Source organism: Candidatus Rhabdochlamydia sp. T3358 (assembly GCF_901000775.1).
In the GTDB taxonomy this organism is placed as follows: domain Bacteria; phylum Chlamydiota; class Chlamydiia; order Chlamydiales; family Rhabdochlamydiaceae; genus Rhabdochlamydia.
In genome coordinates this window covers 1-24,962 of sequence record NZ_CAAJGQ010000003.1, presented here as the reverse complement: position 1 = coordinate 24,962, position 24,962 = coordinate 1, and the positions used below count along the sequence as shown (strand labels likewise).

The window sequence follows — 24,962 nt, the reverse complement described above, 5'->3', positions numbered from 1 at the left end:
GGAGCCCTATGGCAGATCCTCTTTCTTATACACATTTAAACAAGGGATTCTTCCTCATTGCAAGCCCAAACATAGATGCTGGCATTTACTTCCGTAGTGTCATTATTCTCTGTGAACACAGCTCTATCGGTTCTTTTGGGCTCATTGTGAATAAGCGTTTGGAAATAGATTTACCAGAGGAAATTCTCAACCAAAATGATCTGCGCAATCAAAATGTGCATATTTGTGCAGGAGGACCCATTCAACCCAACCAAATGATGTTGCTTCACGCATCTCAAGAACTACCTGAACAAACGCTAAATCTTTGCGAAGGTGTTTACTTAGGGGGAGATTTGCAATTTTTACAAGAAGCCTCTGCAAATTCTCAAGGACCTGCCATTCGTCTCTGTTTTGGATATTGTGGCTGGGGGCCAGGACAGTTAGAAAGAGAGTGCATTAGAGGAAATTGGTTCATTCATCCCGCGTCCTCTTTGTTTATTTTTAATACACCAGAAGAAAAGATTTGGCAAACCATCTTAAGAGAAATGGGTGGCAAGTATGCCACCCTATCCATGATTCCAGAAGATTTAAGTCTAAACTAACCCTCTTGTACGCCTGCCTTCTTAAAAAAGCTCATTTGATATAGCTGAGAAAAAGCTTCTTGAATGACAAATCCATTATGATTGAGTTTTTCAATAAAGACATGCATCGCACTAGCCATTCTTTGAATCCTGTCTTTATCTATACTACGTCCTCTTAATGTCATTGCGGGAGCATATAATAAGTAAAGCAGAAAGTCTCTTTTTGATTTGAGTAGACCCTCTGGGTGATTCATTACATGTAGCCAAGCAAATACTTCTGCACTAAATATAGAGCTTGTATCTACCCCATCTTTGCAAGTAAAGCTTAAAATATCTGGAGTTGTTTGGTCTATTATATGCAAAAACAAAAAGAAATGAAAAATCTCAATATAATCTAATCTATCTTGATGAGAAAATTCTTGCTTTCCATCAAAAAAGAGCTCGTGAACCAATAAAAGAGCTTTATTTACAAAAAAGGTTAAGCGACTGCTATTTATCGCTGGAGGAAAATAAAACCCATACTCCTGCCCACTTAACACCTCTTGTGCACATTTTGATAAGAAAGCACTAGCATTTGAGCCACCTTCTCTTTGATGGTAAAAGTCGCTATCTTTATCAAAAGTAATGACAACCAAATGATCTGAGAACTCTTGCTTGTATTGAGATTTCTCCAAGCAGGTACAACGCGCTTTTTCTTGCCAAGAGGATCTATTTTGTAAATTAATCACTAAATATTTCTGATTCTGCTCCTTTGCTAAAATCTGCATAAAACCTAAAAATTCAGGAACAAGCTCTGCGTCTGTTAGAGTTGTTTGCATAGTCATAGAGGCAATCTTCATACAGCTAATCTTCAATTGATCCGTTAGAATTGTATAAATTTGTATAGGCCAATTTTTTTGGCTAAATAAATCTAAACCCTGCCCTAAACGCTGTTCTCTTACCAAAGCTAGAGCTTGCATCAAAGGGCCGCTTGGATATGCTTTAAGAGTTGCGCGAATAGCTATATCTTGATAAAGAATAACGCTATCTAATTGAATTTTTTGAGCTGAAAGCAGTTCGTTTTTACTATGTCCCATAGCAATCAATTGCAAAATGAATTCAAGAGCTTTTTCATAGCTACAAGCTTGCGTAAATAATAAATAAGAAAGTTTATGATATAAAGGATCGATTAAAGCTGTTAAGGGGCCAGACCTTGGCTTAGAAACAGCCTGACGTAAAAACAAACAAAAATCTACCAAGTATTGTTCACAGACTTTATCTGCATCATTTCTCATTAGATTATAAGGATTTGCAGCTAGCATTAAAGCAATTAACGCCTTACTCATGCAAATCACACTTTCTTCTGTTTTAAACTCTTTTACTTGTTTAAAAAAATCATCTATAGAGGAAAGACTCTGTTTTAACATCTCTTGGGCTATCATATGAGCTTGTAGATCTTTTGTGGCTTTTAAATGAGAAATAAGCTCTTGGTATTCAGAATGTAATAAGAGTTCATCGCTTTGTCCCACTAATAGGATGTGTCTTAATAAAGCAGAAGGTGCAAAATAACCCCCTTCTTCTTTACGTAGCAATAATAGCTCATAATCAGCATCTGAGCGTATTGTTTCTAAATCCTTGATTAAGAAACTACTATTTGTAATACGCTGTTCTTCCACCCCTATTTCTAGAGCTTTTTTATTAAAACGAACGACCTTTGATTTAAAAAACTGCTTTAGATCTCGATACTCTTTTAAAAGCTGTACACTTTCTCTATCTTGCGTTTTCTTAAAAAGCAGTGTATATCTATCCCACTTTTTAACAGCTTCATCTGCTAGAAGCATAACAGCATAAACCGATTTTTCCATTTGCTGAGGATGGAAGTACTCGCGGTCTGATTCGTAGACCTTTCGTAAATAGTTTAAAATCGTACGGAAAATCTGCTGAACCTTTTCCCTTTTTAGCAAATCATCTTGTTCGTTAAAACCGGGTTTAATTGCAGCTTCTTTTTCAAAAGGCTTTAATTCAATAAGATGCGATAAATAATTCACCGCTTCAATAAATTCAGATTCAGAAACAGCTTTAGAAGCCATGCAAACACCTATTTATAGTATCATTAAATATAGCCTTATTATTAATAATAATCCAATTTTAATTCAATTATTATAAAAAATATCATCTTAATACTAATTTAGTTTTATAAAATGCTATTTGTTATAAATAAATGATTAAGAATAGATGTTTTAGTGATAGCTGCTCAAGATAGCGGAGTTCTGGTTTTTAACCTATAAGGATTTAGCCTTTGATAAGTGCCTTAAAATCAACATCCACTTGCATTCTTAAGATGTAATCTGCTACACTTAAAATATAGAAGGAAGTGCAACCTTAAGATTAAAGGTGTGTCAAATGGACCTATCAGTGATTCTAACATCGTTGGCCGCTACTGCAACCGTTATTGGTTTTGTTTACGGCTTCTTACGAAACTTTAAAGCAGATATCAAAGTAGACCTCAATAACCACAAAAAAGACATCAATAACCATATTGATAGATTGGAAACTAGAACAAATAAGCTTGAAGAGCGCCTTGATGCTAGAATGAACGAGCTTGAAGAGCGTATGTTTTGGCTGGCAACGGGGAAAAAGCTCGAAGATGCAATTCTTGAAGAACAGATGAAGCGTAAAAAAAGCGCGTAAAGCCAATCTATTAAAAGGTAAATCAAATGGACCTATTAGCGATTCTAACTTTGTTAGCCGCTGCTGTAAGCCTTGTTTACGGCTTCTTACAAAAATTTAAAGCAGACATCAGAGCAGACATCCATAACCACATCTCTAGATTAGAAACTAGAATGGATAAGTTTACAATTAGAGCAAATAAACTTGAAGAGTACCTTGATCCTAGAGTGGATAAGCTTGAAAAGCGTCTTGATTCTAAAATGATCAAACTTGAAGAGCGTAGATTTTGGTTGGCGACAGACAAAAAGCTCGAAGATGAGATTCTCGAAAAACGGATAGAATCTTCAAAAAACATATAAATCCAAAGAAGCAGCCAAGAACACAAATATTTTGCTGATTCATCCTGTTTTTTTACATGCTCCTCTTTTTATATCCAGAGACCATTCTATTTACACTAAAAGCTTTAGCAATCGGTGTAATTAAAAGTTTTTCTTTTGTTATTGTGAAATATGTTATTTTACAGGAAAATCCCCTATAAAAAATATACGTTAAGCTCTTTTGAGGGTTTTTTTAGTGAAATACGACTTTTTAAGAGAAACTTTAAGAAATTCTTCTAAAAAAATAAAAGGGAAATTTTTAAAAAATATTCTATTTTTTACGCTTCTTACCGCAAGTATAGTTATTTGCATAGCTTCAGTTAAAATGAAAGGGAGGCTTCCTATGCTTCGTTTAAATATGAAAACACAACCTAAGACATTTGATCCTCGAAAAGCAGGAGATGTTTTTTCTTCTCAAATGATTTTTCTGCTTTTTGAAGGACTTGTCAAACGATCTCCAGATGGAGCTGTTAAGCTAGCTCAAGCAGAATCCTATAAAGTATCAGAGGATAAACTTACCTATACGTTTACTTTAAAAGATACTGTTTGGTCGAATAATGCTCCTGTCACTGCTTATGATTTTGAACAAGCCTGGAAAGATATTCTTAGGCCCGATTTTCCCACAGTATGCGATTATGCATTTTCTCCTATTAAAAATGCGGAAGCAGCCAAAAAAGGGCTTGTTCCTTTAGATCAAGTAGGTATCAAAGCACTCGATGCAAAAACTCTTGTAATTACTCTAAAGCATCCTACACCTTATCTTCTTGAATTGCTTTGCTTACCCCCCTTTTCGCCTGTAAACATTGAAAATGATCGGAAGAACCCTAAGTGGGTTTATGATAAAGGCTCTTGTTTTTTATGTAATGGTCCTTTTCTTCTAGAAAAGATGGATCAAGGAAATCAAATCATTCTTACTCGTAATACCAAATATCGAAAAACAGAAGACCTACATCCAGAAAAAATGGTATTTAACATTGTCGAAAACAATCAAGCGACACTAGAGATGTTTAAACAGGGATCAATTGATATAATTGGAGATTCTTTAACCGACATTCCTTTGGAAGAAATACCCGAGCTAGAAAAAAAATGGACGCTTTTTTCCGCACCAAGACCTTGCTCTGTATTCATTTACATCAACACAGAGCAATTTCCTTTTAATCATCCTAAAATTCGGGGTGCTTTTAGTTTAGCTCTTAATCGTCAGGAATTGGTAGGATTTTTGGGAAAAGGCGTTAAGCAAAATATCCAGACCGATCGGATTAATGTTGCCTATCAGGGAGGATTATCTGCGACAAACATAGTACCGCCATGCTTAAAAGAAAGCCGCTATCGTTGTTTTTTTAAAGACAATGACATAGAGAAGGCTAAAGTTTTATTAGAGGAAGGTATAGCTGAGCTAGGCATTACTAAAGAAGCTTTTAAAGAGGTTGTTCTCTATTATTACCCTCGGATATATGGGGCAAGTGAATTAGTACAAATCATCCAACAGCAGTGGTCAAAAGCTTTAGGAATCTATATAAAGTTAGAAAAGTTAGACTTTAGCATTGCTCTAGATAAAATGGCTAAAGGTGATTATTCGATGTGTGTTGCTAGTTGGACTGCTATGTATTACGACCCAATGAATGTACTTGATAGGTTTAAATATAAGAAATATACCATGAATTTCTCAAAATGGGAAAACCCAAGATATATTGAGTTACTAGATCGATCTAATTATGAGGAAGGAGATAAGCGCCTGCTGACTTTAGAAGAAGCAGAAAAGATTCTTATCGATGAAACGCCTGTTATTCCCCTACACCATGAAGATTATGTGTACATGGTAAATCCACATCTATCTTTCAATATTCCTCTTTGGGGAGATCGCATGTTCCTTCCTTTTTCTTTTGAAGAAAAAAAAATCCAAAAAGAAAATAAAAATGGATGCAAAAAGCATTAATCTACTGAAAGAAGAAAAAAAACAAATACTTTTATCAGCATGGAATCGATTAGCTAAAATACAACAACTTACCTGCAGTACAAAATCAAAAGAATTAACCAGAAAAGGTAAAGCCTTGGTTTCTGTTATAAAGGAAGAAGCGAATGTATTGGTTTTCCATGAAAAAGGATCTTGGTCTGGAAAGCAAGAGATGAACTTTACCAACGTATTTCGTTGGACATTGGATCTTAATGCAGGTGTGATTTCTTTAGAACACTTGCGATATGGCTCCCCTGTCTTTTTAGTAAATTTAGTCCCTTTGAGTAATCATTTACTAGTCTCTCTGCAGCCTCATATATGTAGAAGGGATGCTTACGCAGGAAAAATGCATCTTAAATCAGATGGTTTTCATTTGCATTGGAGTATTGTGGGACCTAAAAAAAATGAAGAAATCGATTCTTATTACTTTTTTTAAATAAAAACTTTAAACAGCATAAAAATTAGACAGGAAAAACCAGCTGCAAGAGGCAGGGTTAGAACCCATGTTAAAACAAGCTTGCGAGCTGTTTTCCACTCTACACTAGGTTTTTCTTTTGCTAAACCAACCCCTGTTATACTGCCTACAATCATCTGTGTTGAACTAATCGGCATTCCTAAAAAGCTAGCAAATAAAATAACTAAAGAAGAGCTGCTTTCTGCTGCAAATCCTTGATAAGATTTAAGGTGTGTAATCCGAAATCCTATTGTATGAATAATTCTAAAACCTCCAGAAGCGGTTCCAATCCCAATAACTAACGCGCAAGATAAGATCACCCAAAGAGGAATGGTATCTGAAGAAATAACACCTGCGCTAAAAAGCCCAAGAGTAATGATTCCCATACTTTTTTGTGCGTCATTTAAACCATGAGCTAAAGCCACAAGAGCAGAAGAGGCAATTTGCAAACAAGCAAATAAACGAGTAAATTTATCAAAACGCTTTATGAAAAATTGCAATATTTTTAGAAAGGAAAAACTAAACAAGCAACCAATTAAAGGCGAGAGAACCATAGGAATAATCACCTTCTTCATTAAGGGATACCAGTAGATTGCTTGTACCCCGGTTTGTGCCCAGACAGCACCGATTAGCCCTCCGATTAAAGCATAAGAAGAGCTGCTTGGGATTCCTAAAGACCAAGTTAAAATATTCCAAATGATCGCTCCTAATAAAGCAGCAATGATTGTGACAGAAGAGGTGTAATTTGGATCTACTAATCCAGATGCAATCGTCTGAGCAACACCGCTAATTTGTGTTGCTCCTATCACATTCAATACCGAGGCCATACAAATGGCTACAAGTGGCGTTAATACACGTGTCGCTATGACAGTAGATACCACATTTGCTGCATCGTGAAAGCCATTGGTATAATCAAAAACAAGTCCTAAAATCACAATACAAACAACAAGAACAAAGTCCATATCACTCCAAATTCTTAAGCATATAACAATTTTGACCTTGTTATAATCTAGACATTTATATACAAAAAAATTACATTATAACCTATAATTAAGAGGGATATATGAGGAGATTATTTACATCTGCCGCGTTTGTTTTAGCCCTTTGTTCTTCTTTAGATCTTTGCTCTGAATCCTCTATTCGGATTGTGCCTGTATCTGCCACTCCTGAACCCGATCATGTAAATGTAAGAGTTATTTATCCTTCAGAAAAGGAATTGTGCCGCTCTGATAACAGAGGGCAAATTCGCATCACAGGCCTTGCTTTGGGAGTAGACAGTGAGTTTCCGCGCAAAAACGAGATTTTCAATGATCCAAAAGGACAAACCCTGCATATGATCATTGATAATCAACCCTATTTTACCATTACTGAAGCAGATATGGATGCATGGAGAGGAATTGATGAAAACAGTAATGAGCTTGCTTTATTTGACATACCTTTTGCCCTTCGCCCAGGCATGCATGTCATGCGTGTTTTCCCTGCTCGCTCGTTTAAAGAAAGCCTCAAAGACAAGGGTTGCTTTGCAGTAAGAACCTTTTATCATCAAAACCACAATCAGCGCTTTTCTGTAGATTTATGTAAGCCCTATTTAACTTATAATGAACCTCAAGGAACGTATTTTCAGCAAAGTTGTAACCAAAGAGGCTGTAATCCCCAGCCCATTTTACTGGATTTCTATATTACCAACTGCCAACTATCCCGAGATGGTTACAAAGTAGCTGTAGAAATTGATCATGCTACAAAAGAGATCCTTACCTCATGGCAACCTTATTACATATATGGTCTTAAGAGAGGAACTCACCATATTCGATTACAGCTTTTAGATTCTAATAACCAATTAGTCCCTGGAATATTTAACAATGTCGAGCGCAGATTTAGCATTCAATAAATGGATGAAATTCCTAAAATTAAGCGAAGTGTTATTAAACATAGCTCTTATTATTTTCTGTTTTTTTCTAGTTAAAACATTTTGTAATAGTCAAACTTCTGGTTTTCGTATAGAAAAAATCCAAGGTTCTATCCCGGATACAGAAGAGTGGAAGATTGATGTCTTATTTCAAGATGCAGATCTTTCTTGTTTAGATCAGCCTTTTTATTTTTTAGAAAAAGGAGGTCAAGCATATGCTTTTATGTCAAAAGACAAAAAATACGTCCTTAAATTTTTAAAATTTAGAAAAATCAATCCCTCTTTTTCTCTAAAGGTGCTTTCTACGTTTCCCTGTTTCCAAAAGCAGTATCTTAAAAAACTATTGCGCTTAAGAAAACGGATTGAAAAAGAATGTAAAAGTTATCAAATTGCTTGCGAGGACCTCTCTAAGGAAAGTGGATTAATCTTTGCTAGGCTACAAAAAAGCTATCCTCTAAATCGCTATGTGACAGTAGTCGATAAAATAGGTATGGCTCGCCAAGTTTTCCTAGATCAAGTTGTATGCATTGTGCAAAAAAAAGCTTCTCTTATTTACCCAGGCCTTTCTCAGATTATCCAAACAGAAGGAGAAAAAGGGGCTCAGGTAGTCATTGATAATTTAATTGAATTCTTTATACAAAGAGGTAAAAAAGGCATTCTTGATTTAGACCCTAAAATCAATAAAAACCTTGGATTAGTAGGTTCTCAAGCCATGCAGATCGATTTAGGAAGGCTTTGCCGTGATTCAACTCAAAGAAACCCTAAGATCATACATCAAGAAATCAAAAGAATCGTCACCCCTTTGCAAGAGTGGTTAAATTTACATCACCCTTCCCTTGCAGCTTACTTAAACCAGCGTTTACCAAAGGATTGTTAAAAGACCTAAAACTCCTTTTCCCAGCATTTGTACTGCCATTGCAGCTAAGATTAATCCAGCAATTCGATTAAAAATATTAATTCCTGTCTGCCCTAAAAACTTCTCAATATTTCCAGCAAAATACAAGGTAACCCCTATGACTAAGGCTACTAAGGCTGCGCAGATCGTCATGTATACCTGGTTAGTTACTCCTGGATGAGTGGCATTAGCTATAATTACCGTACTAATAGCCCCGGGGCCTGCCGTAATGGGAATAGCTAAAGGCACAATAGCCACTGAATCTTTTTTTTGTGCTTCTTTTTGATCTTCTATAGTTTGCTTCATGCGGCTAACCTGTGCATTTAGCATGGAAAAAGCCAATAAAAATACCACTATTCCACCGGTTATTTGAAAGGCCGGTATAGTAATTCCTAAAAAACTTAAAAAAGAGCTTCCAATCCAAGTCATTGAAATAAGAATTACTCCCACTGCTACCGCGGCAACTAGTCCTGTATTTTTTTTCTCCTTCAATGTCATTCCTTGAGTCAAATTCAACAAAGCAGGAAGAGCTGCAAAAGGACTGCAGACGACAAGTAAAGAAATAAAATAGTTAACAATCTGTGTGAAATTCATAGTTCTCCGATAATAAAAAGTGGGCCATGTATACCTAAAATATCTAAATTTAGCAATAAATATCGATATTTCTATTTTTAATAAGCACAAAGCTTTTATTTATTTAGCAAAATATGTTATTCTATTTTCTTTAAATTTTTTTAGTTTTAATGAACGAAATCCTTTTTTTCTCACATCTTTTTATTGTAATGCTGTTTGTCCTAATTTCTTTAAAATTAGGTAAAGAAGCTGTAATTGCATCGATTGCTATCCAAGCAATTCTTGCCAATTTATTTGTTATTAAACAAATTTCCTGGTTTGGCTGGGAAATCACCTCTAGTGATGTGTTTGCCATTGGCAGTATTTTTTCTTTAAATTTATTAAGAGAATATTTTGGTTTAGGAATAGCAAAAAAAGCCATTTGGATATCTTTCTTTACTATGATTTTTTTTACTGTAATGTCTCAAATACACCTATTTTATCTCCCTTCTGCATTTGATACCACACACACTGCCTTCCTTCAAATCTTAACACCAACACCCAGACTTCTACTGGCTTCACTAACCACTTTTATGATTGTTCAGCAATTAGATATAAAATTATTTGGTTTTTTAAAAAAACACCTTTCTATTCCTTTTTGGATCCGCAATGCTGTTTGCGTAACAATTACACAGCTGTTTGATACCATTTTATTTTCTTTTTTAGGTCTCTTTTCTCTTGTTGCCTGTTTAACCGATATTATTTTAGTCAGTTATTTTGTAAAAATTGTCATCATTGCCTTACTAGCCCCTCTGACGGCTTGTGTAAAATGGCTAATTCCTCAAACCCCAAGAGACTCTCATGACATTTCGCTTTGAACTCCTTCACACCTCTACTAAATCTAAAGCCAGAGTAGGAAAAATCTATACCCCTCATGGAGTCATTGATACTCCTAACTTCGTAGGAGTTGGCACAAATGGGACTATTAAGGCTCTTGATAACCAATCGGTCCATGAGATAGGGCTGCAGCTCATGTTTTGCAATACCTATCATTTACTGCTTCAACCAGGAACTTCTATTGTGAAACAAGCTGGAGGGCTGCATAGCTTTATCAATCGCAGTTTACCCATTATTACCGACTCAGGTGGGTTTCAGGTTTTCAGCTTAGCCTATGGCTCTATTGCGGATGAATTAAAAGGCAAAGGGACCAAAAAACAAGCAGGACATGTATTAAAAATTTCTGAAGAAGGTGTGGTTTTTCGTTCCTATCGCGATGGAAAAAAAGTCTTACTCACTCCAGAGAGCTCGATTGAAGCACAAAAAGATTTAGGAGCCGATATTATTATTCCACTCGACGAACTCCCCCCTTATCATATCGAGAAAAAAGCCTTAGAGGATTCCTTAGCGCGTACGCACAGGTGGGAAGAGCGCTCTTTACATACACATTTAAAAAATCCTAACAACCAAGCAATGTACGCTGTGATTCACGGAGGCGTTGATGCTGCTTTAAGAGAAAAAAGCTGTCGTTACTTAACAAAACTTCCCTTTGATGGTTTTTCTATTGGAGGGAGTATGGGCAGAACCAAACAAGAGATGTTTGAAGTTTTGCGCTCTACTATGTCACATCTGCCACTTGAAAAGCCCAACCATTTATTAGGAATTGGAGACTTAACCTCTATTGAGATGTGCATACCCATGGGGATCGATACTTTCGATTCTTCTTACCCCACAAGAGCTGCACGTCACGGTATTCTATTAACACAAGAAGGTCACTTAAAAATTGGAAAAAGCTCCCATGCTCAGATGTTTTCTCCGCCTGAAAAAAACTGTTCTTGCTCTACATGTAGCAGGTTTAGTTTAGCTTATTTACACCATTTGTTTAAGGCAAAGGAAGCTACCTGTATGATTTTAGCTACCATTCACAATCTGCACTTCATGGTTCAGCTTATGCAGCGTTATCGCACTAAAATTCTACACAACGACATTTGAAATAAAAGATAATTGCTCGATATAACAAGCATAACAAGTAGGATAAAAAGACTCTTCTGCTCCTAGTTGAATGCTAGGACCATCTAAACAAGCTTGTCCTCTTACATGTCTTAAATTCATAATGGATTTAGAATGACAGTAGTGACAAGTTGCCTTTACCTCTTCAATGCGATCTGCTAATTCCATTAGACGTAAAGACCCTTCAAACAAGCGCGCGCGAAAATCTGTTCTCAATCCATAACAAATCACAGGAATATTTTGTGCTATGGTTAATTGCCTTAACTCTTCAATATGCAAAGCAGAAAGGAATTGAGCCTCGTCTACTAGAATACAACTAATACCCTCCCAGTTACACTTTAAAAGTGCTGTGCCCTCATCCACTAAAATATCTGCTTTCATTTCAAGACCAGCTCTTGATTTAATCTGCTCTTGACCAAATCGATCATCAATCCTTGGCTTAATCAGTAAAACCTTCTTTCCTTGGCTTCTATAATTATGTGCCACTGCTAATAAATTTAATGTCTTTGCACTTCCTACAGTACCATAGCGAAAATATAGCTTTGCCATTTTGAGCTCTCCTTAGTTTCCTTGATTTAATAATCTACAGGATTTCAGAAAATTTCCACTTTATTTTTTTCGGTAAAAATACAAAGAATGATTGGATTGCAAAATCATGCCCAAGATTGATTATCTTCAGCATCAAAAAACTCTTCTTCTTGTATTTGGTTAGATTCTTCTAAAGAACGGCGTATTTCAGTAACACATCGATTTTTTTCATATTGAATAGACATGGATAATCCAGAAAAAATTTGACTGATAACTGTGCAAAAATTCCCCATGGCCAATCTAATATCTTCTCTGTTATTAGCTGCGCTTAAAGAACCTTTCATTGCAGAAAATCCCCCTTGATAATAGTTAGAGATCCCAGGAGATGTCTCATCTACTACATTTTCTATGCTTTGTGCAACATGTTTTGCTATAAGAGGGGCTTGTTTGGCTATTGATGTAGTTTGACTATGGCAGATATCTGCTGCTTGAATTAATCCATCTTTAGCCAGGCTAAAGACTACAGCCTTTAAGCCGTTTAAGTCCTCTGCTTTATTTAAACGATTTATCATATCACTGCATTTTTTATCATAACCTTTTTTAAGCTCTTCTAGACTAGCTGGCCTTGCAGAAAATAGTCCATTTACCTGAGATGTTTTTTCTACAATTTTTGGTTTTAATTGATAGAACATTAGAGTCACTAATCCATTAATTTCATCTATAATGCTCTTTTGATCTATGTTAGATACCACTAGTCCTGATAATGCCATAGCTACTCCCAGTTGAAAATCTTCATCTGGCATTTTATTTATTGGATTAAAGTCTGAAAGCCGTGTTGGTTTGCAATAGCAAATAACTGAGCTTATCACATGAAAAAGACCGGTTAGCTTTGCTAATACTATTAGATCAGAAATGCTATTCATAAAAGAAAGGCCTGCTACACAAGCACGGTTTTTCCAAAATGTCTTTACATTAGGAAAAATAGGCTGAGAGTTCCATCGAATAAGAGCTGGTATTGTTGCTAGTAGTGCAACTGCCCCATGGTAGCTAAATCCAAAAAAAGATATTAATGAGGACTCCATACATCCAGCCATTTGGACAATCTTCCGATTACTCCAAAATGAAAATCCATTTTTTATAGAGTTATTATTTTTATCTAACGCTATAGCAGACGAGTTTATTTTATAATTTGCTTTTTCTTCTAAAGCATTAATTTTATGCTTTATAGCTGCAAGGGTACGTTGCCATACAGGGTTTAAAGCAGACAGTGGAATTGAATAAAGGCTAGACATAAACTTTTTATTCCATTTTATTATAAAGCACTATAGCTGTTTTGCAAAATCACTGTAGGTAATAGACCCTTTGCTATGCCAACCAATTTTTGCGTTATAGAGACCATGTCAGCGGTAGTCTTGACATTTTGAACATCTTGTCTTAATTGAGGAAACTTTATCCCGTTTAATCGTGTACAAAAAATTTGTATGCGATATAAATAACGAGTTAATAATCTTTTAAATTGAGGAATGCTCTTTTCCATAGTTTTATGGATTAGATAGTTTCCTGATACCATACCAAACACCCCAGCAAACACACCCATTGCCGATATACTAGCCCCTGTCCAATAACTATACCAGATCTCATTAACTTCCTTTTTTCGACCCAAAGACGCTACTACAAATGGAGTAAATAAAACACCTATTGCTAAATGGTAAACAACACCTGCAGTTGCAGAAATGGTAAATCCAGTATACCTAATTCTTGGAACTAGCGACTCATTGATAAAATTTCTCTCTTCTGGTTTTTGGCAGCAAATATCAAAAAAATTATGCAACACAGTTATAGCTAATCCATATATGTTATGAGAGGTTAAGATCCAGCGTATAAGTTTTTCTTCTCTAGAAGATTCTACAGCTTCATCTAGGGGTAGAGGATCAGTGTTAGCAGGTATAGAATGTAGAACTGGTAATAATATAGTTTGTAGGTCAAGACCTGCATTGATTCTAGCAAATAAGCTTAAAGGAACAGGTGGAGCTTCTACTTCTTCATGCACTGCTTCAATAGATTCCGCAGGAAAAGTTGTAGTTTGTAAGTTAAGTCTAGCAACTTTATCAACTAAAGTTTCTGTCTTTTGATTACTTTGTTCTTTCTCTATATGACTAAGGTGAAAAGGCAACCGACTTGCAGCAACTAAGTTAGGGTATACATAAGAAAATCTACTTCCTTTTATAGTTTTTACAGGCTTAGGTTGCTCAATCGATGTTAAAACTCTTGTATCTAATCTAGCGCTTATAGCAGTTGCAGGTAAGAACTTATTGAAACTGGATAGATTCAAACTTCCATTATATAATCCTACAGCTCTTTCGAATACGTATGAGCCTTTAGGAATAGGTGGCGGATTCATAAGAGCAAGTATATTTTGTTTTTTATTATTATTAAAAAAAATCCCAGAAAATATAGCCATAAAACCTCTTTTAATCAAAATTAATTATAAATTATAAACTAATTGTAAATAAAAATAAATAAAAGATATAAATTTAAAATTAATTGATATTTTTATAAATTGAGGTTTATACAGAAAATTATTGAAAATATTTATATTAAAAAGCGCCAATAGATCATTAGCGCTTGTTAAAAACGGAGGAGGTAGGATTCGAACCCACGGTCGGTTGCCCGACTGCTGTTTTCAAGACAGCCGCGATCGGCCACTCTGCCACTCCTCCTTAAAGATTTAGGAATTATAACGAATACGTTTTAATTTTCAAGCAAACTGATTTAAAAACCGCAAATTGTTTTCGGTGAACAGTCGAATATCCTTAACCCCGTAAAGAAGCATAGCAACTCTTTCAATACCCATTCCCCAGGCATATCCGGAATATTTTTCTGGATCTATGTTCGCGTTTTTAAGAACTTGCGGATGTACCATGCCAGCTCCTGCAACTTCTAACCAGCCAGTATGTTTACACAACCTACACCCTTGCGCTTTGCAAGAAGTGCAAGCAATATCTACTTCAAGTCCTGGTTCTACAAAAGGAAAGTAACTAGGACGAAAACGTGTTTGAACAGATGAACCAAAGAGCTTTTTCCAAAATTCATCCATCGTAGCTAGCAGATCTGCAAATGTGACTTTGCAATCAATGTACAAACCTTCTACTTGATGAAAAAACACATGTGATCTGCTGCTAATTGTTTCATTGCGATAAACGGTTCCTGGAGCAATAATTCGAATAGGTGGCGTATTTTCTTGCATTACCCGTAGCTGCGTATTAGAGGTATGCGAACGTAGTAATAAATCTTTTGTAATGTAAAAAGTATCCTGCATATCTCGGGCTGGGTGATCCGGAGGAAAGTTTAGCCCTTCGTAATTGTAGTAGTCGCTATCTATATCAGGGCCATACTGCACAGAAAAACCCATATTACAGAACAAATCTATAACCCTATCTAAAGTTAATTGTAGTGGATGTCTTCTTCCTATGAATCCCCTTCTTCCAGGGATTGTCACATCTATTTTCTCTTCAGATAAGCGTTTGGTTTGCTCTACATTAAGAAAGCTTTCAAGGCCATTTTGACAAAGCTTTAAAATTTCTTCTTTAAGATCATTAATCTCTTTTCCTACTATAGGTCGAAGATCTTTTGAAACCTCTTTTAGTTGTTGCATTATGTGTTGGATTAAGCCCTTTTTTCCAAGGTACTTTACCTTTAACAATTCAACATCTTTGCTGTTTTTAATTTGTGATAAATCAGATTGAAATTGCTTTTGAATAGAAGAAATTGTATCACGCACAAAAAAAATCCTTCTAGATATGCGCTTGTTTGAAAACAAGCGCTTTTAAGAGAAAATAAAAACTAACAAAATGCAAGCTTAGCAGCATTTGCAACAGCGGCAAATCCCTTAGGATCGCTTTCTGCCATTTCAGCAAGTCTTTTGCGGTTAATCTGACAATTAGCCAGTGACATACCATGAATGAGCTTACTATAAGAAATCCCGTTTATTTTTGCCCCTGCACTAATACGAGTAATCCATAAACTGCGGAATTCTCTTTTCCTCAGTTTACGGTGACGATAATTAAAAGCTTCTGCTGACAATACCGCATCTTTTGTCAAACGAAGGTGATTTTTGCGATCTCCAACAAATCCCTTAGCACGTTTGAATAATCTTTTGCGGGAACGCTTGGAAGCCACAGAATTTGTGACTCTAACCATATAGATTCTCCATTATTTTTTAAATTCTAAAGGGTAATTCACCCTACTCCCATTAAACGAGCATACATTTTCACCTGACCTTGATCTACTAATGCTGGTCGATGCAATTTACGTTTGCGTTTGGAAGATTTTTTTGTCAGTATATGGCGACATCCAGGACGCCGGCGAACTAGTTTCCCAGTTCCGGTTACCTTAAATCTGGCGCTTACTGCTTTTTTTGTTTTCATTTTCGGCACAGCTTACCCCTTTATTCTTAAACTATTTTACTGCTTTTTTTTGCAGCCCCTGGCGCTAATACAACTGATAAACTACGCCCGAGCATTTTAGCCGGAGCTTCAGGAGTAGCTATATCGGAAAGATCTCCGCACATTTTTAGAACTGCCTTTTGGGCATATTCAGGACGAGCCATTTCTCTACCGCGCAATGTGCAAGTGAGTCGAACTTTATTTCCTTTAGAGATAAACTCACGTGCATGTCTTAACTTTACCATGATATCGTGGTCATCTGTATTTGGTTTAAGTTTGATTTCCTTTACCTTAACCTGATGCTGCGACTTTTTTTGTTCTTTTTCTTTTTTCGTTAGTTGATAACGATATTTACCATAATCGATAATTTTACAAACAGGAGGAGCCGCATTCGGAGCGATTTCCACCAAATCCAGTCCCATTTGTTCTGCTTTTGTCAAAGCTTCAGCTAATGACAAAATCCCTAATTGATTTCCTTCTTTATCAATTACACGCACTTTTAAAGCACGAATTTCTCTATTGATTCTCAGATTCAGAGTTCTTACCCCCAGTTGCCATTTGTATCCGTGTAAACAAAGCATCTAACGTTATGCCCTGTTCTTGATTTAAGCCTGACTCATGCAAAGTAAGCGTATTTGTTAACCGCTCCTTTTCGCCAATAAGCACAATATAAGAAATACGTGCTTTAATTGCCTCATAGAAACGCTGTGCTAAAGAAACGCTATATTGATAATTCATTAATACTTTAATGCCTTTTTGGCTCAATTGAGAACAAACAGCTTCAGCGTAAACCCTGCTTTCAGAATTAACTACAATAATACGTATATTTTCATTAGTTAACCAAAAAGGCAGCTTACCTCCTGTTTGTTCAACAAGCAGTCCCAGCATTCTTTCTAAATTACCAAACATAGAGCGCAAAAGAATTGCTTCTTGATCGCTCTTTAAAATGCTTAAAAAAGGCCCACACCACATTCTCTTTAAGCTGTCTGCAATGTGTATTTCTATGCGTTCTATAAAATCAGAGTGGCCTTTTTTCTCTATACGATAGTCTAACTGCAATTCCTTTAAAGCCATTTGCATGATAGATAAACGCATATCACTTTTTTCTCTAATTTTGCTATGAGAACTGCGTAAAATAATTTCGAACTCAAAACCCAAGATTTTAGGGATTTTTAAAATGAATTGCAAGGAAGAAATGCACTGTTTTAATAAGTTCTCTTTCAAACAAAATAAGTGAGTGGAATCAGTCAAATAACAAAAAGGCTGAAAAAGCCCTTGCTGCATATCGCTAGAGTCTGGGTTTAAGACCCAGGTAAGCTCTGCTAACTTGTTCATCTTTTTTTGAGAATTTTGAAAGACCTGCTTATGATACGCAGATACAGGGTTCAAGCTGTTTATAGTTGCTGGCAAATAAGGAGAAGTAATGAATTCAACATTTTCCTTGAAAGATTCTTTTTTCCAATAATTTATCAAAAGCTCTTTCATAGCTTCTGCTTTAGGCAGCCAAACCCACCCTTTCTGGTTTTCCAAAGGCATAAAAAGCTGCATATCGCAAATCAGTTGAAGATGATTGTGCTCTTGCCAAAATAAACGCTTCTGTTTGTAAGAACTATTTGCCACGCCAACAATCCGAACAAGACCTGGAATTGAAGAGCAAACTATAAAAGATTCTTTTAATTTTGCCGTAAATGCAGTTCTATTCTTAGGAAGATGAAGATGAGAAACCCATGTAGCAAACTCTCCTATTTGTCCCATGGTCACCAAAGAAGATGAAGTCTTTTTTAGCTTTTCAGCGATTAGATACTGCTTTTGGTGCTGCATCCACAAAGCAGCGTTACTGGGTGTCATCTCAAGAGATTTTAAAACCCTATCTTCTTTATGAATCATCCTCATTCTGTCTTCAATAACCCCTAAAAGATGGGGTTCAAAATCGAAAGGAAAAACGATATCACAGAAAAAACAAGCCCCTGTCCCTTGACCCTCTACTAAGAGAGCCTTTGGAAACAGCTCTACAACAGCTGCTGCTAAAAGCAAAGAATTGATTTGATTTTCAGTTATATTGTTATTTTTAAACATAGAAAGCTTGGGATATAGCTGACTCGAACAGCCGACCTCCACGATGTCAACGTGGCGCTCTAACCAACTGAGCTAATACCCCATTAATATGGTTTAGATTCCCAAACATGATACCGAAATGATTGATTTCTAATCAACTTCTTTAAAACAACTTATTTCACCTAAGAGAAGGCAGTTGCTTGAATCTCCTTTTAGATTTACACTCAAAAGCATCTACTTATCCCAAAAGATTTTCATGGCTTTTTTACCCCTACACTCTCACCTAGAACTGGCACGGTTTTACTGGAAAATGGTCTTACAACCAGAAGATTGGGCTATTGATGCAACCTGTGGAAATGGCAAAGACACTTTGCAAGTAGTAAAATTTTCTTTAGAAGGGATTATCTGTCTAGACAAACAACAAATCGCTATTGAGAATACCTCTACTTTATTAAAAAATCATTTACAAGAAGACCAGTATAAAAAAATTCATTTATTTTGCACATCTCACATTCATTTTCCTGCTCTTGCCTACAAACATCCTATACGCTTAATTATATACAATTTAGGATACCTTCCAGGCACTAACAAAAAAATTACCACTACTACAGAAGATACATTGAAAAGCCTTAACTCCGCTCTTGAGCTGATTATGCCAGGCGGTCTAATTACCATTTGCTGCTACCCAGGTCATGCAGAAGGAGCTAAAGAGCAATCCTTCTTAATACAGAAAGCACAAGAATTACCCTCCACCCAATATGCTATTTGCCATCATACCTGGCCAAACAAACACGCATCTGCTTCTTTGTTATTGATTCAAAAAAAAAATAGTTATTAAATCATTTCTTGCATCTCTCTTGTCTATTCTTTAGCTAAAACAAAAAGCAAGAAATGATAAAAAAAAGTTTACACCTTAAAAATAATAATATATCTATTTTATTGAAGAGATTTATAGAGGAAAAAGAAAAAACCACAAAATAAAAAATAATTAACAACAAACAATAAAGATATTTATTAGTATTGATTTCTAAATAAATTAGAAATAGAATTAAGTGTGCGGTTAATTATACTTAATTAAGATTAATAAATAAAACAATTAATTAATATGACACAAAAAATTACTTATTTAAGCTTACATTTTAAGCTACAATCTCTTTCTGAAGAGATCGGACGTTGCTTTATTTCCCCTAAAGCATACGAATATTTTTCTAAGCAACTAGCTGCTATAGAAAAGGAAATTCAAAATTTATATCAAATAGATCTTTCCTTTGCTAAGCATTCTAAAGAAATTCTCATTAGTCTATACAGACAACTTGAGGATCGTTTAGTAGAGCAAGAAATTAGTTTAATCAGGCATAGATCTGAAGAACTAAAAGAACAAGTTACTCGTAAAGCAATCCGTATTTTAAAACAACAGATTCATGATTTTGAATACCATCACCGCCCTGCTGTTGCTGACAGACAAGTAGTTGCAGAAGCTAAAGTGATTCTTAAGCAAGCAGAAAAAAATCTCAAAAAAAATAAAAGACCTTCTCATTTGAATTGGTTTTCCAAGCAACAGACCTTGCTCTATTTAGGGTTTTATATCGAATATACAGAGGAATTATTTGAAATTGCAGCTCTGTTATATAACGACCAGAGTAGTCAGGCAAAGCACCGTTTTAACCTTTTACCTGAGGAATACAAAAAACGCGTGCGCAGAAATATGGAATTCTTAAATACAAAAATTTTTGAAAATAGTTTTGAGACTATCCAATGTTTAATAGGAACTGCTCGGGAGTTAGTTGGTACACATGAAGGGTTTCCCACTAAAGAAGAAGTTGATGAGATATTCCTTGAATTATTTGAAATTTTAGATCAAGAAAAAGCGATAGGAGCTCCTTGCATGTTTAAATCAAAAGCTTTTGTAGGATAAGTAATGTTTTTAGCCTCTTGCATAATATAAAAACTGCCACAGACAACTGTTAACTCATTTGCTTGAGAAGCAATGCTAAAAGCTGCCTTAACTCCTTCTTCTATACTCTGATGGCAAGTATAAAAGGAGGAAGGCGCATCTTTTAATATGAAAGAGAGATCTTCTATAGACGTTAACCTATCATTTCCTTGGACTAAATGAACGTGTACTGCAACAGGAGCTATTAATTCTAAACAACTTTCATAATCTTTATCTTTTGAGAACCCTACTACAAAACGCAGGCGCCTTTGAGGGAAAAAGTAATGCAGTGCTTGCAAAAGGTAAAATACAGCTTCTGGATTATGAGCTGCATCAAAAATTACTTCCTCGCATATTTCAAAACGACAACTAGGCCGCAGAATAAGCGCTTGATCTATAGCTTTTTGAGTTACTCTAAAATCGGTTTTAAGTTGCTCTAAGGCTCTCTTTGCTATTTCACTGTTTTCTTCATCGAAAAAGTGAAAAACTTTATTCACGTAATAAACAGGGCAATTCAAAGCACAAGCATGATTATAAATAGATTGAAAACGAGCTCTAGGCCCCAAAACAACAGGAACTCTGGGTTTTAAAATACCTGCTTTTTCAAAAGCTATCTTCTCTAAATTTTGACCTAAGAGCTGCATGTGCTCTTTGCTAATAGAGGTAATAACCGTAAGAATAGGAGACAATACATTGGTAGCATCCAACCTACCACCTAATCCCGTTTCAATAACTGCTATGTCTACACGCTTTTCACAAAAAAATTCAAAAGCCAAAAAGGTCATAAATTCAAAAAAAGAGAGATTTAATCCTAGCTTTTGACATACTTGAAAAAGCTTTTCCACACCACAGACTATTTCTTCTTCAGAAATGAATTCTGAGTTAATGCAAATCCTCTCACGAGGAGAGCTAATATGAGGTGAAGTATATAATCCAACACGATACCCAGAATATTCTAAAGCTTTAGCTATCTTCATAGATACAGAGCCTTTTCCATTGGTTCCTGCAATATGAATAGTAGGGTATGTGCTTGTAGGACAAGATAGTGCCTTATGCAAAGATTGCACATTTTCTAGATTGCAAATTTTTTCTTTTGATGGGGGTATTTCCAAAAGATGTTTGAGTATTCTTTTATAATTGGACATATTTTTCATAATACATTTTGAAAAATCGAAAAGAAAGTATCTCTATCTACCCATGAACAACCTAAAGGCAAATAACTTTTTATACTTCCATGATAATCAGATCCTCCACTTATTAATAAACCTTTGGATTTAGCCAGTTTAATCCATCTTTTTTCTTGTGCAGAAGAAATTTTTGCATAATAGCATTCTATTCCATCAAAGGGTAATTTGAATAGATTTTTTACAGAAATAGATCGCGACAAGAGATGAGGATGAGCTAGAAAAACTTTAGCATGAGCTTGGTGAATTAAATCCATTGTTTCTTCTATCCGAAGTAGTTCTCCTCGATAAAAACAAGGTTTATTATCTCCTAGATAAAGAGTAAAGGCTTCTTGTATAGAATTCACATAACCTTTTTTTATCATTAATTGCGCAATATGAGGACGTCCAAGAACTACCCCTAAACTACTGAGCTCTTCTTGATCTATAAAAATTTTCTTATCCTGCAATTTCTCTAAAATCACTCGATTACGCTGAGTTCGATTAAACTGTTGCTTTGTGCAGAGCATTTCAATAATGGGATTAGCTAAAATAAAATCATAAGCTAATATATGAACACTTTGCCCTTCGAAGCTGCAGGAAAATTCTACCCCGGTACCTAAAAGAATCCCAAGCTCTTTAGCAATAGGAATGGCAGTTGCATAGGCAGCGGTCGTATCGTGATCTGTAATTGATAATCCCTGCAGACCTATACTCTTTGCTTGGTATAACAACTCTTCAGGACTACTTGTCCCATCGCTACATTTTGTATGGCAATGTAAATCAGCGCGAAACATCTAAACAATATGGGATACAAAGAATTTCCATCTTTAGATCAACCCCCTCTTTTTCTTTTACTGTCTGCTGAACAAGGCGTATTAACGCGCAGACTTGATTAGCGGTTGCCTTTTTTTTATTAACGATAAAGTTTGCATGCATTAAAGAAACCTCAGCATCTCCTATACAAGCACCTTTAAGACCACATTTTTCAATGAGAGCCCCTGCTGATAACTTATCGGGATTACGAAATATACATCCCGCTGATAAATCTTTATAAGGCTGTGTTTTGATTCGATGACCTATGAAATCAAGCTGTTTTTTCTTTGCATCTTCTGCTTTAGTTAGCTTAAACTTCGCTGCTACAATTGCACCTTTTCGACCTTGAAAAGAAGAAAATCGATAAGAGAAGTCTATCTGGTCACGAGATAAAACCTCTATTTCACCATTTTGCCCAATAAAGGTAACCTCTTGTAGGCAATCTGCTGTTTCAGAAGAAGAAGCACCTGCATTCATGTAGATCGCTCCTCCAACAGAGCCTGGAATCCCTGAAGCAAACTCTAAGCCAGACAAACCCTTTTTTGCTGTTTGAGTTCCTAAATAAGAAAAACTATAGCCTGCACCAACAGATACAACCTCTTGTTCAACTAGGCAAAAACCAATTTTATTTAAAATAACAAGCCCTTTAAACCCATCGTCGTGAAATAGACAATTTGAGCCTTTGCCTAAAATGAAAAAATCTCGGTTGCATGTAAAACAATAACGTAAAACCTCTTGCATTCCTTCTATAGAATCTATTGTAATAAACTCATACGCTGGGCCGCCTATTTGGATTGTTGTATAATCTTTTAATAGTTTCCCAGATTGAAGTACTAGCATGGTTTTATAGATCGATAAACGCTGTCTAAAACAGCGTTGATAAAATTAGCTGACTCTTTTGTAGCAAATTTACGAGATAAGCGAATGGCCTCGGAAATGGTTATTTTAAAAGGCAGATCTGGGCAATAAAGCAGCTCATAAATGCCTAAACGCAAAACATTATATTCAACCTTAGGTATGCGGTGTACCTGATAATTCTGTGCGTGCTCCTTTATCAATGCATTGATCTCCTCTTCTCTAGCTGTAATTAGCTGCTGCATGGCATATGCTTCACGAACCACTTTTTTTGTAACGGCAACCTTTTCCATAATCATAGCCATTATATCTTCTAGTGGGCATTGACTAAAATCAGCACTATAAAGAAGTTGAAATACAACCTCTCGAAACTTACGCGGGAAACTCATTGATGATCAACCTTAGAGGTAAAATATAGATCATCCATAGTAACAGATTACTTAGTTTGCTACCATTCTTTAAAATTAAAAAAAACTATAAGATTTAACACCTCAATTACTTTCCCTTAAAGCTAACGGGGTATATCAAATAAAATATTATGTTAACAAGAAAATACTTATTGAATCTGTCTACTTTTCTTGTTAACCTCGATTGTTCTTAAATTTTTCATAAAAGGATTGTTTTGTTAGGGATTTTTTTAGATACAGAAACCAACGGTTTAAGCTCGCAAAAACATAAAATCATAGAAATTGCTTTTCAAATCATTGACCTTACAACAGGTACTTGCAAAGATTCTTTTGAATCAGTCATTGCCATTAGCCCACAAGATTGGCAAAAAAGTGATCCTAAAAGCCTAGAAGTTAACGGTTTCAATTGGCAGATGGTATGTCAAGGACTACCCTCTCAATTGGTTGCTCAACAAATACAAGATTGCTTTGCTAAAAATCAAATTACCCGAGGCAAAGCTGTTTTTATTTGCCAAAACCCTTCTTTTGACCGCGCTTTTTTCTCTTATCTTATTGATCCTGAATTACAAGAATCTCTTCTCTTCCCCTATCATTGGTTGGATTTAGCTTCCATGTATTGGGTAGAATCAATACGCAAAGCAAAAGAGGGTCTAGGGTCTTTTCCTTGGGAAACAGGCTGCTCTAAAGATGCCATTGCAAAGGCATATTCCCTTGCAGGCGAACAACAGCCACACCGAGCTATGAATGGAGTTCTGCACCTTCTATTATGTTATAAAGCGATTGTAGGCTTTCCAAATATAAGTTAGAGATTATGGTACAAAAACGCGGACAATTTTATCTATATCCGTAGTATTGTACCAAAATCATTTTTAAGAATTTGATAATAATGTCAGGCGACTGACCATTAAAACAAGATCTTGAATTTAGAGTGTGGATGCTAGAAACTGTTCGAGACATATTTTCGAGGAGATTTCTATGAGCCAGCCAAAAGGCAAAATACCAAAGCATATAAAACAAAAGACATTCAATCATCCAGGCACCGACAGTCAAATAATTTTAAATCTTTGCAAGATAAAAGACCCTCGCCAACCATCCTGTAATTTTCATTACTCGCTAGTTACAGTCCTATGATCTTGCTACCCTTTCCTAGACATAAAGAACATAGACAGTAAATAATAATAGCTTAAGAAAAATAAGGGTCTATGAAAAATCAAGAAAAATATAACCGTGAGTTTAAAATAAACACTGTAAAGCTATGTCGAGAAAGCAGTAAGTCTATGAGCGAAATCGCTCATGATTTAGGTGTAGCCAAATCTACCCTTTACGCGTGGATCCAAGAGTATAAGGAGCATGGAGAAGACAGTTTCCCTGGATCTGGGATATTAAAGCCATGCAATGAAGAATTA

The 24,962-nt window shown here is 35.7% G+C and carries 29 protein-coding genes and 2 tRNA genes; 14 read left to right on the top strand and 17 right to left on the bottom strand.

All coding sequences use genetic code 11. The features are described from left to right. Nucleotides 1-8 precede the first annotated feature (8 nt). Nucleotides 9-581 carry a YqgE/AlgH family protein gene (locus tag RHTP_RS01225; protein ID WP_138106232.1) on the top strand — a complete coding sequence of 191 codons (573 nt, stop codon included), beginning with the start codon at nt 9-11 and terminating at the stop codon, nt 579-581. Here RHTP_RS01225 and RHTP_RS01220 read toward each other — a convergent pair. Beyond that, complete coding sequence (locus tag RHTP_RS01220; protein WP_138106231.1) at nt 578-2,629, bottom strand: hypothetical protein; 2,052 nt, start codon at nt 2,627-2,629, stop codon at nt 578-580. The genes RHTP_RS01225 and RHTP_RS01220 overlap by 4 nt on opposite strands. A 313-nt stretch (nt 2,630-2,942) precedes the next feature. Between RHTP_RS01220 and RHTP_RS01215 the strand changes: the two genes are divergently transcribed. The 4 genes from RHTP_RS01215 (at nt 2,943) to RHTP_RS01200 (ending at nt 5,976) form a co-directional block, all read left to right on the top strand. Beyond that, the gene (locus tag RHTP_RS01215; RefSeq protein WP_138106230.1) at nt 2,943-3,230 is read left to right on the top strand and encodes a hypothetical protein; all 288 of its coding nucleotides are present in this window, start codon (nt 2,943-2,945) and stop codon (nt 3,228-3,230) included. A gap of 26 nt (nt 3,231-3,256) precedes the next feature. Further along, entirely contained in the window at nt 3,257-3,568 is a 312-nt protein-coding gene (locus RHTP_RS01210) for a hypothetical protein (protein ID WP_138106229.1), read from the top strand. Nucleotides 3,569-3,929: 361 nt separating this feature from the next. Then, complete coding sequence (locus RHTP_RS01205) at nt 3,930-5,522, top strand: peptide ABC transporter substrate-binding protein (RefSeq protein WP_171005692.1); 1,593 nt, start codon at nt 3,930-3,932, stop codon at nt 5,520-5,522. Then, nucleotides 5,503-5,976 (top strand): DUF6314 family protein, encoded by a 474-nt coding sequence (locus RHTP_RS01200; RefSeq protein WP_138106227.1) that lies wholly within the window; start codon nt 5,503-5,505, stop codon nt 5,974-5,976. The genes RHTP_RS01205 and RHTP_RS01200 overlap by 20 nt, the downstream gene beginning before the upstream one ends. On the opposite strand, the gene RHTP_RS01195 is transcribed toward RHTP_RS01200, so the two are convergent. Then, entirely contained in the window at nt 5,973-6,956 is a 984-nt protein-coding gene (locus RHTP_RS01195; protein ID WP_138106226.1) for an inorganic phosphate transporter, read from the bottom strand. The genes RHTP_RS01200 and RHTP_RS01195 overlap by 4 nt on opposite strands. A gap of 101 nt (nt 6,957-7,057) precedes the next feature. Here RHTP_RS01195 and RHTP_RS01190 point away from each other — a divergent pair, with 101 nt between their 5' ends. Beyond that, nucleotides 7,058-7,882: a hypothetical protein gene (locus tag RHTP_RS01190; protein ID WP_138106225.1), complete on the top strand. Its 825-nt coding sequence runs from the start codon at nt 7,058-7,060 to the stop codon at nt 7,880-7,882. After that, complete coding sequence (locus RHTP_RS01185) at nt 7,854-8,777, top strand: hypothetical protein (protein ID WP_138106224.1); 924 nt, start codon at nt 7,854-7,856, stop codon at nt 8,775-8,777. Before RHTP_RS01190 ends, RHTP_RS01185 begins: the two co-directional genes overlap by 29 nt. On the opposite strand, the gene RHTP_RS01180 is transcribed toward RHTP_RS01185, so the two are convergent. Beyond that, nucleotides 8,760-9,389, bottom strand: coding sequence for a MarC family protein (locus tag RHTP_RS01180; RefSeq protein WP_138106223.1), 630 nt, complete (start codon nt 9,387-9,389; stop codon nt 8,760-8,762). The genes RHTP_RS01185 and RHTP_RS01180 overlap by 18 nt on opposite strands. 149 nt (nt 9,390-9,538) lie before the next feature. On the opposite strand from RHTP_RS01180, the gene RHTP_RS01175 reads away from it, so the two are divergent. Beyond that, a complete protein-coding gene (locus RHTP_RS01175; protein WP_138106222.1) occupies nt 9,539-10,225 on the top strand; it encodes a queuosine precursor transporter in 687 nt (228 codons plus the stop codon). Continuing rightward, complete coding sequence (gene tgt / locus RHTP_RS01170; protein ID WP_138106221.1) at nt 10,209-11,336, top strand: tRNA guanosine(34) transglycosylase Tgt; 1,128 nt, start codon at nt 10,209-10,211, stop codon at nt 11,334-11,336. Before RHTP_RS01175 ends, tgt begins: the two co-directional genes overlap by 17 nt. Here the strand turns inward: tgt and RHTP_RS01165 are convergent. The 10 genes from RHTP_RS01165 to RHTP_RS01120 all read right to left on the bottom strand — a co-directional run bounded on the left by RHTP_RS01165 (nt 11,319) and on the right by RHTP_RS01120 (nt 18,485). After that, nucleotides 11,319-11,903, bottom strand: coding sequence for a thymidine kinase (locus tag RHTP_RS01165; RefSeq protein WP_138106220.1), 585 nt, complete (start codon nt 11,901-11,903; stop codon nt 11,319-11,321). The two genes, tgt and RHTP_RS01165, sit on opposite strands and share 18 nt — an antisense overlap. A gap of 104 nt (nt 11,904-12,007) precedes the next feature. Beyond that, complete coding sequence (locus RHTP_RS01160) at nt 12,008-13,174, bottom strand: hypothetical protein (RefSeq protein WP_138106219.1); 1,167 nt, start codon at nt 13,172-13,174, stop codon at nt 12,008-12,010. A 20-nt stretch (nt 13,175-13,194) separates the two neighbouring features. Further along, nucleotides 13,195-14,343 (bottom strand): hypothetical protein, encoded by a 1,149-nt coding sequence (locus RHTP_RS01155; protein ID WP_138106218.1) that lies wholly within the window; start codon nt 14,341-14,343, stop codon nt 13,195-13,197. A gap of 174 nt (nt 14,344-14,517) precedes the next feature. After that, a tRNA-Ser gene (locus tag RHTP_RS01150) sits at nt 14,518-14,602 on the bottom strand. A 38-nt stretch (nt 14,603-14,640) separates the two neighbouring features. Then, nucleotides 14,641-15,663 carry a phenylalanine--tRNA ligase subunit alpha gene (gene pheS / locus RHTP_RS01145; protein ID WP_138106217.1) on the bottom strand — a complete coding sequence of 341 codons (1,023 nt, stop codon included), beginning with the start codon at nt 15,661-15,663 and terminating at the stop codon, nt 14,641-14,643. A 62-nt stretch (nt 15,664-15,725) separates the two neighbouring features. Further along, nucleotides 15,726-16,082: a 50S ribosomal protein L20 gene (rplT, locus tag RHTP_RS01140; protein WP_138106216.1), complete on the bottom strand. Its 357-nt coding sequence runs from the start codon at nt 16,080-16,082 to the stop codon at nt 15,726-15,728. 38 nt (nt 16,083-16,120) lie between these two features. Beyond that, on the bottom strand, nt 16,121-16,318 hold the full coding sequence (gene rpmI, locus RHTP_RS01135) for a 50S ribosomal protein L35 (RefSeq protein ID WP_138106215.1): 198 nt from the start codon (nt 16,316-16,318) through the stop codon (nt 16,121-16,123). A 17-nt stretch (nt 16,319-16,335) separates the two neighbouring features. Next, nucleotides 16,336-16,908: a translation initiation factor IF-3 gene (infC, locus tag RHTP_RS01130; RefSeq protein WP_138106214.1), complete on the bottom strand. Its 573-nt coding sequence runs from the start codon at nt 16,906-16,908 to the stop codon at nt 16,336-16,338. Beyond that, entirely contained in the window at nt 16,844-18,403 is a 1,560-nt protein-coding gene (locus tag RHTP_RS01125) for a His/Gly/Thr/Pro-type tRNA ligase C-terminal domain-containing protein (protein WP_138106213.1), read from the bottom strand. The genes infC and RHTP_RS01125 overlap by 65 nt, the downstream gene beginning before the upstream one ends. Nucleotides 18,404-18,411: 8 nt before the next feature. Then, a tRNA-Val gene (locus RHTP_RS01120) sits at nt 18,412-18,485 on the bottom strand. 153 nt (nt 18,486-18,638) lie between these two features. On the opposite strand from RHTP_RS01120, the gene mnmM reads away from it, so the two are divergent. Both mnmM and RHTP_RS01110 read left to right on the top strand, forming a co-directional pair. Beyond that, nucleotides 18,639-19,220: a tRNA 5-(aminomethyl)-2-thiouridylate-methyltransferase MnmM gene (mnmM, locus tag RHTP_RS01115; protein ID WP_138106212.1), complete on the top strand. Its 582-nt coding sequence runs from the start codon at nt 18,639-18,641 to the stop codon at nt 19,218-19,220. 267 nt (nt 19,221-19,487) lie between these two features. Continuing rightward, nucleotides 19,488-20,297: a hypothetical protein gene (locus RHTP_RS01110; RefSeq protein ID WP_138106211.1), complete on the top strand. Its 810-nt coding sequence runs from the start codon at nt 19,488-19,490 to the stop codon at nt 20,295-20,297. On the opposite strand, the gene RHTP_RS01105 is transcribed toward RHTP_RS01110, so the two are convergent. The 4 genes from RHTP_RS01105 to nusB are packed head-to-tail and all read right to left on the bottom strand — an operon-like array spanning nt 20,240 to nt 23,538. Continuing rightward, nucleotides 20,240-21,469 carry a bifunctional folylpolyglutamate synthase/dihydrofolate synthase gene (locus RHTP_RS01105; RefSeq protein WP_138106210.1) on the bottom strand — a complete coding sequence of 410 codons (1,230 nt, stop codon included), beginning with the start codon at nt 21,467-21,469 and terminating at the stop codon, nt 20,240-20,242. The two genes, RHTP_RS01110 and RHTP_RS01105, sit on opposite strands and share 58 nt — an antisense overlap. After that, nucleotides 21,466-22,275, bottom strand: coding sequence for a PHP domain-containing protein (locus RHTP_RS01100; protein WP_138106209.1), 810 nt, complete (start codon nt 22,273-22,275; stop codon nt 21,466-21,468). The genes RHTP_RS01105 and RHTP_RS01100 overlap by 4 nt, the downstream gene beginning before the upstream one ends. Further along, nucleotides 22,262-23,134, bottom strand: coding sequence for a UDP-N-acetylmuramate dehydrogenase (gene murB / locus RHTP_RS01095; protein WP_138106208.1), 873 nt, complete (start codon nt 23,132-23,134; stop codon nt 22,262-22,264). The genes RHTP_RS01100 and murB overlap by 14 nt, the downstream gene beginning before the upstream one ends. Continuing rightward, nucleotides 23,128-23,538: a transcription antitermination factor NusB gene (nusB, locus tag RHTP_RS01090; RefSeq protein WP_138106207.1), complete on the bottom strand. Its 411-nt coding sequence runs from the start codon at nt 23,536-23,538 to the stop codon at nt 23,128-23,130. The genes murB and nusB overlap by 7 nt, the downstream gene beginning before the upstream one ends. 233 nt (nt 23,539-23,771) lie before the next feature. Here nusB and RHTP_RS01085 point away from each other — a divergent pair, with 233 nt between their 5' ends. The 3 genes from RHTP_RS01085 to RHTP_RS01080 all read left to right on the top strand — a co-directional run. Next, on the top strand, nt 23,772-24,362 hold the full coding sequence (locus tag RHTP_RS01085) for a 3'-5' exonuclease (protein WP_138106206.1): 591 nt from the start codon (nt 23,772-23,774) through the stop codon (nt 24,360-24,362). A 169-nt stretch (nt 24,363-24,531) separates the two neighbouring features. Further along, entirely contained in the window at nt 24,532-24,687 is a 156-nt protein-coding gene (locus tag RHTP_RS08755) for a hypothetical protein (RefSeq protein WP_171005691.1), read from the top strand. Nucleotides 24,688-24,758: 71 nt separating this feature from the next. Continuing rightward, nucleotides 24,759-24,962 (top strand): transposase (locus tag RHTP_RS01080; RefSeq protein WP_171005690.1); only part of this gene is annotated, 204 nt, incomplete at its 3' end.

What these genes read in the sequence shown, in the direction of transcription:
- RHTP_RS01225 (WP_138106232.1), top strand. Translation starts at nt 9, where the DNA reads ATGGCAGATCCTCTTTCTTATACACATTTAAACAAGGGATTCTTCCTC.
- RHTP_RS01220 (WP_138106231.1), bottom strand. Translation starts at nt 2,629, where the DNA reads ATGGCTTCTAAAGCTGTTTCTGAATCTGAATTTATTGAAGCGGTGAAT.
- RHTP_RS01215 (WP_138106230.1), top strand. Translation starts at nt 2,943, where the DNA reads ATGGACCTATCAGTGATTCTAACATCGTTGGCCGCTACTGCAACCGTT.
- RHTP_RS01210 (WP_138106229.1), top strand. Translation starts at nt 3,257, where the DNA reads ATGGACCTATTAGCGATTCTAACTTTGTTAGCCGCTGCTGTAAGCCTT.
- RHTP_RS01205 (WP_171005692.1), top strand. Translation starts at nt 3,930, where the DNA reads ATGCTTCGTTTAAATATGAAAACACAACCTAAGACATTTGATCCTCGA.
- RHTP_RS01200 (WP_138106227.1), top strand. Translation starts at nt 5,503, where the DNA reads ATGGATGCAAAAAGCATTAATCTACTGAAAGAAGAAAAAAAACAAATA.
- RHTP_RS01195 (WP_138106226.1), bottom strand. Translation starts at nt 6,956, where the DNA reads ATGGACTTTGTTCTTGTTGTTTGTATTGTGATTTTAGGACTTGTTTTT.
- RHTP_RS01190 (WP_138106225.1), top strand. Translation starts at nt 7,058, where the DNA reads ATGAGGAGATTATTTACATCTGCCGCGTTTGTTTTAGCCCTTTGTTCT.
- RHTP_RS01185 (WP_138106224.1), top strand. Translation starts at nt 7,854, where the DNA reads ATGTCGAGCGCAGATTTAGCATTCAATAAATGGATGAAATTCCTAAAA.
- RHTP_RS01180 (WP_138106223.1), bottom strand. Translation starts at nt 9,389, where the DNA reads ATGAATTTCACACAGATTGTTAACTATTTTATTTCTTTACTTGTCGTC.
- RHTP_RS01175 (WP_138106222.1), top strand. Translation starts at nt 9,539, where the DNA reads ATGAACGAAATCCTTTTTTTCTCACATCTTTTTATTGTAATGCTGTTT.
- tgt (WP_138106221.1), top strand. Translation starts at nt 10,209, where the DNA reads ATGACATTTCGCTTTGAACTCCTTCACACCTCTACTAAATCTAAAGCC.
- RHTP_RS01165 (WP_138106220.1), bottom strand. Translation starts at nt 11,903, where the DNA reads ATGGCAAAGCTATATTTTCGCTATGGTACTGTAGGAAGTGCAAAGACA.
- RHTP_RS01160 (WP_138106219.1), bottom strand. Translation starts at nt 13,174, where the DNA reads ATGTCTAGCCTTTATTCAATTCCACTGTCTGCTTTAAACCCTGTATGG.
- RHTP_RS01155 (WP_138106218.1), bottom strand. Translation starts at nt 14,343, where the DNA reads ATGGCTATATTTTCTGGGATTTTTTTTAATAATAATAAAAAACAAAAT.
- rplT (WP_138106216.1), bottom strand. Translation starts at nt 16,082, where the DNA reads ATGGTTAGAGTCACAAATTCTGTGGCTTCCAAGCGTTCCCGCAAAAGA.
- infC (WP_138106214.1), bottom strand. Translation starts at nt 16,908, where the DNA reads ATGCTTTGTTTACACGGATACAAATGGCAACTGGGGGTAAGAACTCTG.
- RHTP_RS01125 (WP_138106213.1), bottom strand. Translation starts at nt 18,403, where the DNA reads ATGTTTAAAAATAACAATATAACTGAAAATCAAATCAATTCTTTGCTT.
- mnmM (WP_138106212.1), top strand. Translation starts at nt 18,639, where the DNA reads ATGGCTTTTTTACCCCTACACTCTCACCTAGAACTGGCACGGTTTTAC.
- RHTP_RS01110 (WP_138106211.1), top strand. Translation starts at nt 19,488, where the DNA reads ATGACACAAAAAATTACTTATTTAAGCTTACATTTTAAGCTACAATCT.
- RHTP_RS01105 (WP_138106210.1), bottom strand. Translation starts at nt 21,469, where the DNA reads ATGAAAAATATGTCCAATTATAAAAGAATACTCAAACATCTTTTGGAA.
- RHTP_RS01100 (WP_138106209.1), bottom strand. Translation starts at nt 22,275, where the DNA reads ATGTTTCGCGCTGATTTACATTGCCATACAAAATGTAGCGATGGGACA.
- murB (WP_138106208.1), bottom strand. Translation starts at nt 23,134, where the DNA reads ATGCTAGTACTTCAATCTGGGAAACTATTAAAAGATTATACAACAATC.
- nusB (WP_138106207.1), bottom strand. Translation starts at nt 23,538, where the DNA reads ATGAGTTTCCCGCGTAAGTTTCGAGAGGTTGTATTTCAACTTCTTTAT.
- RHTP_RS08755 (WP_171005691.1), top strand. Translation starts at nt 24,532, where the DNA reads ATGAGCCAGCCAAAAGGCAAAATACCAAAGCATATAAAACAAAAGACA.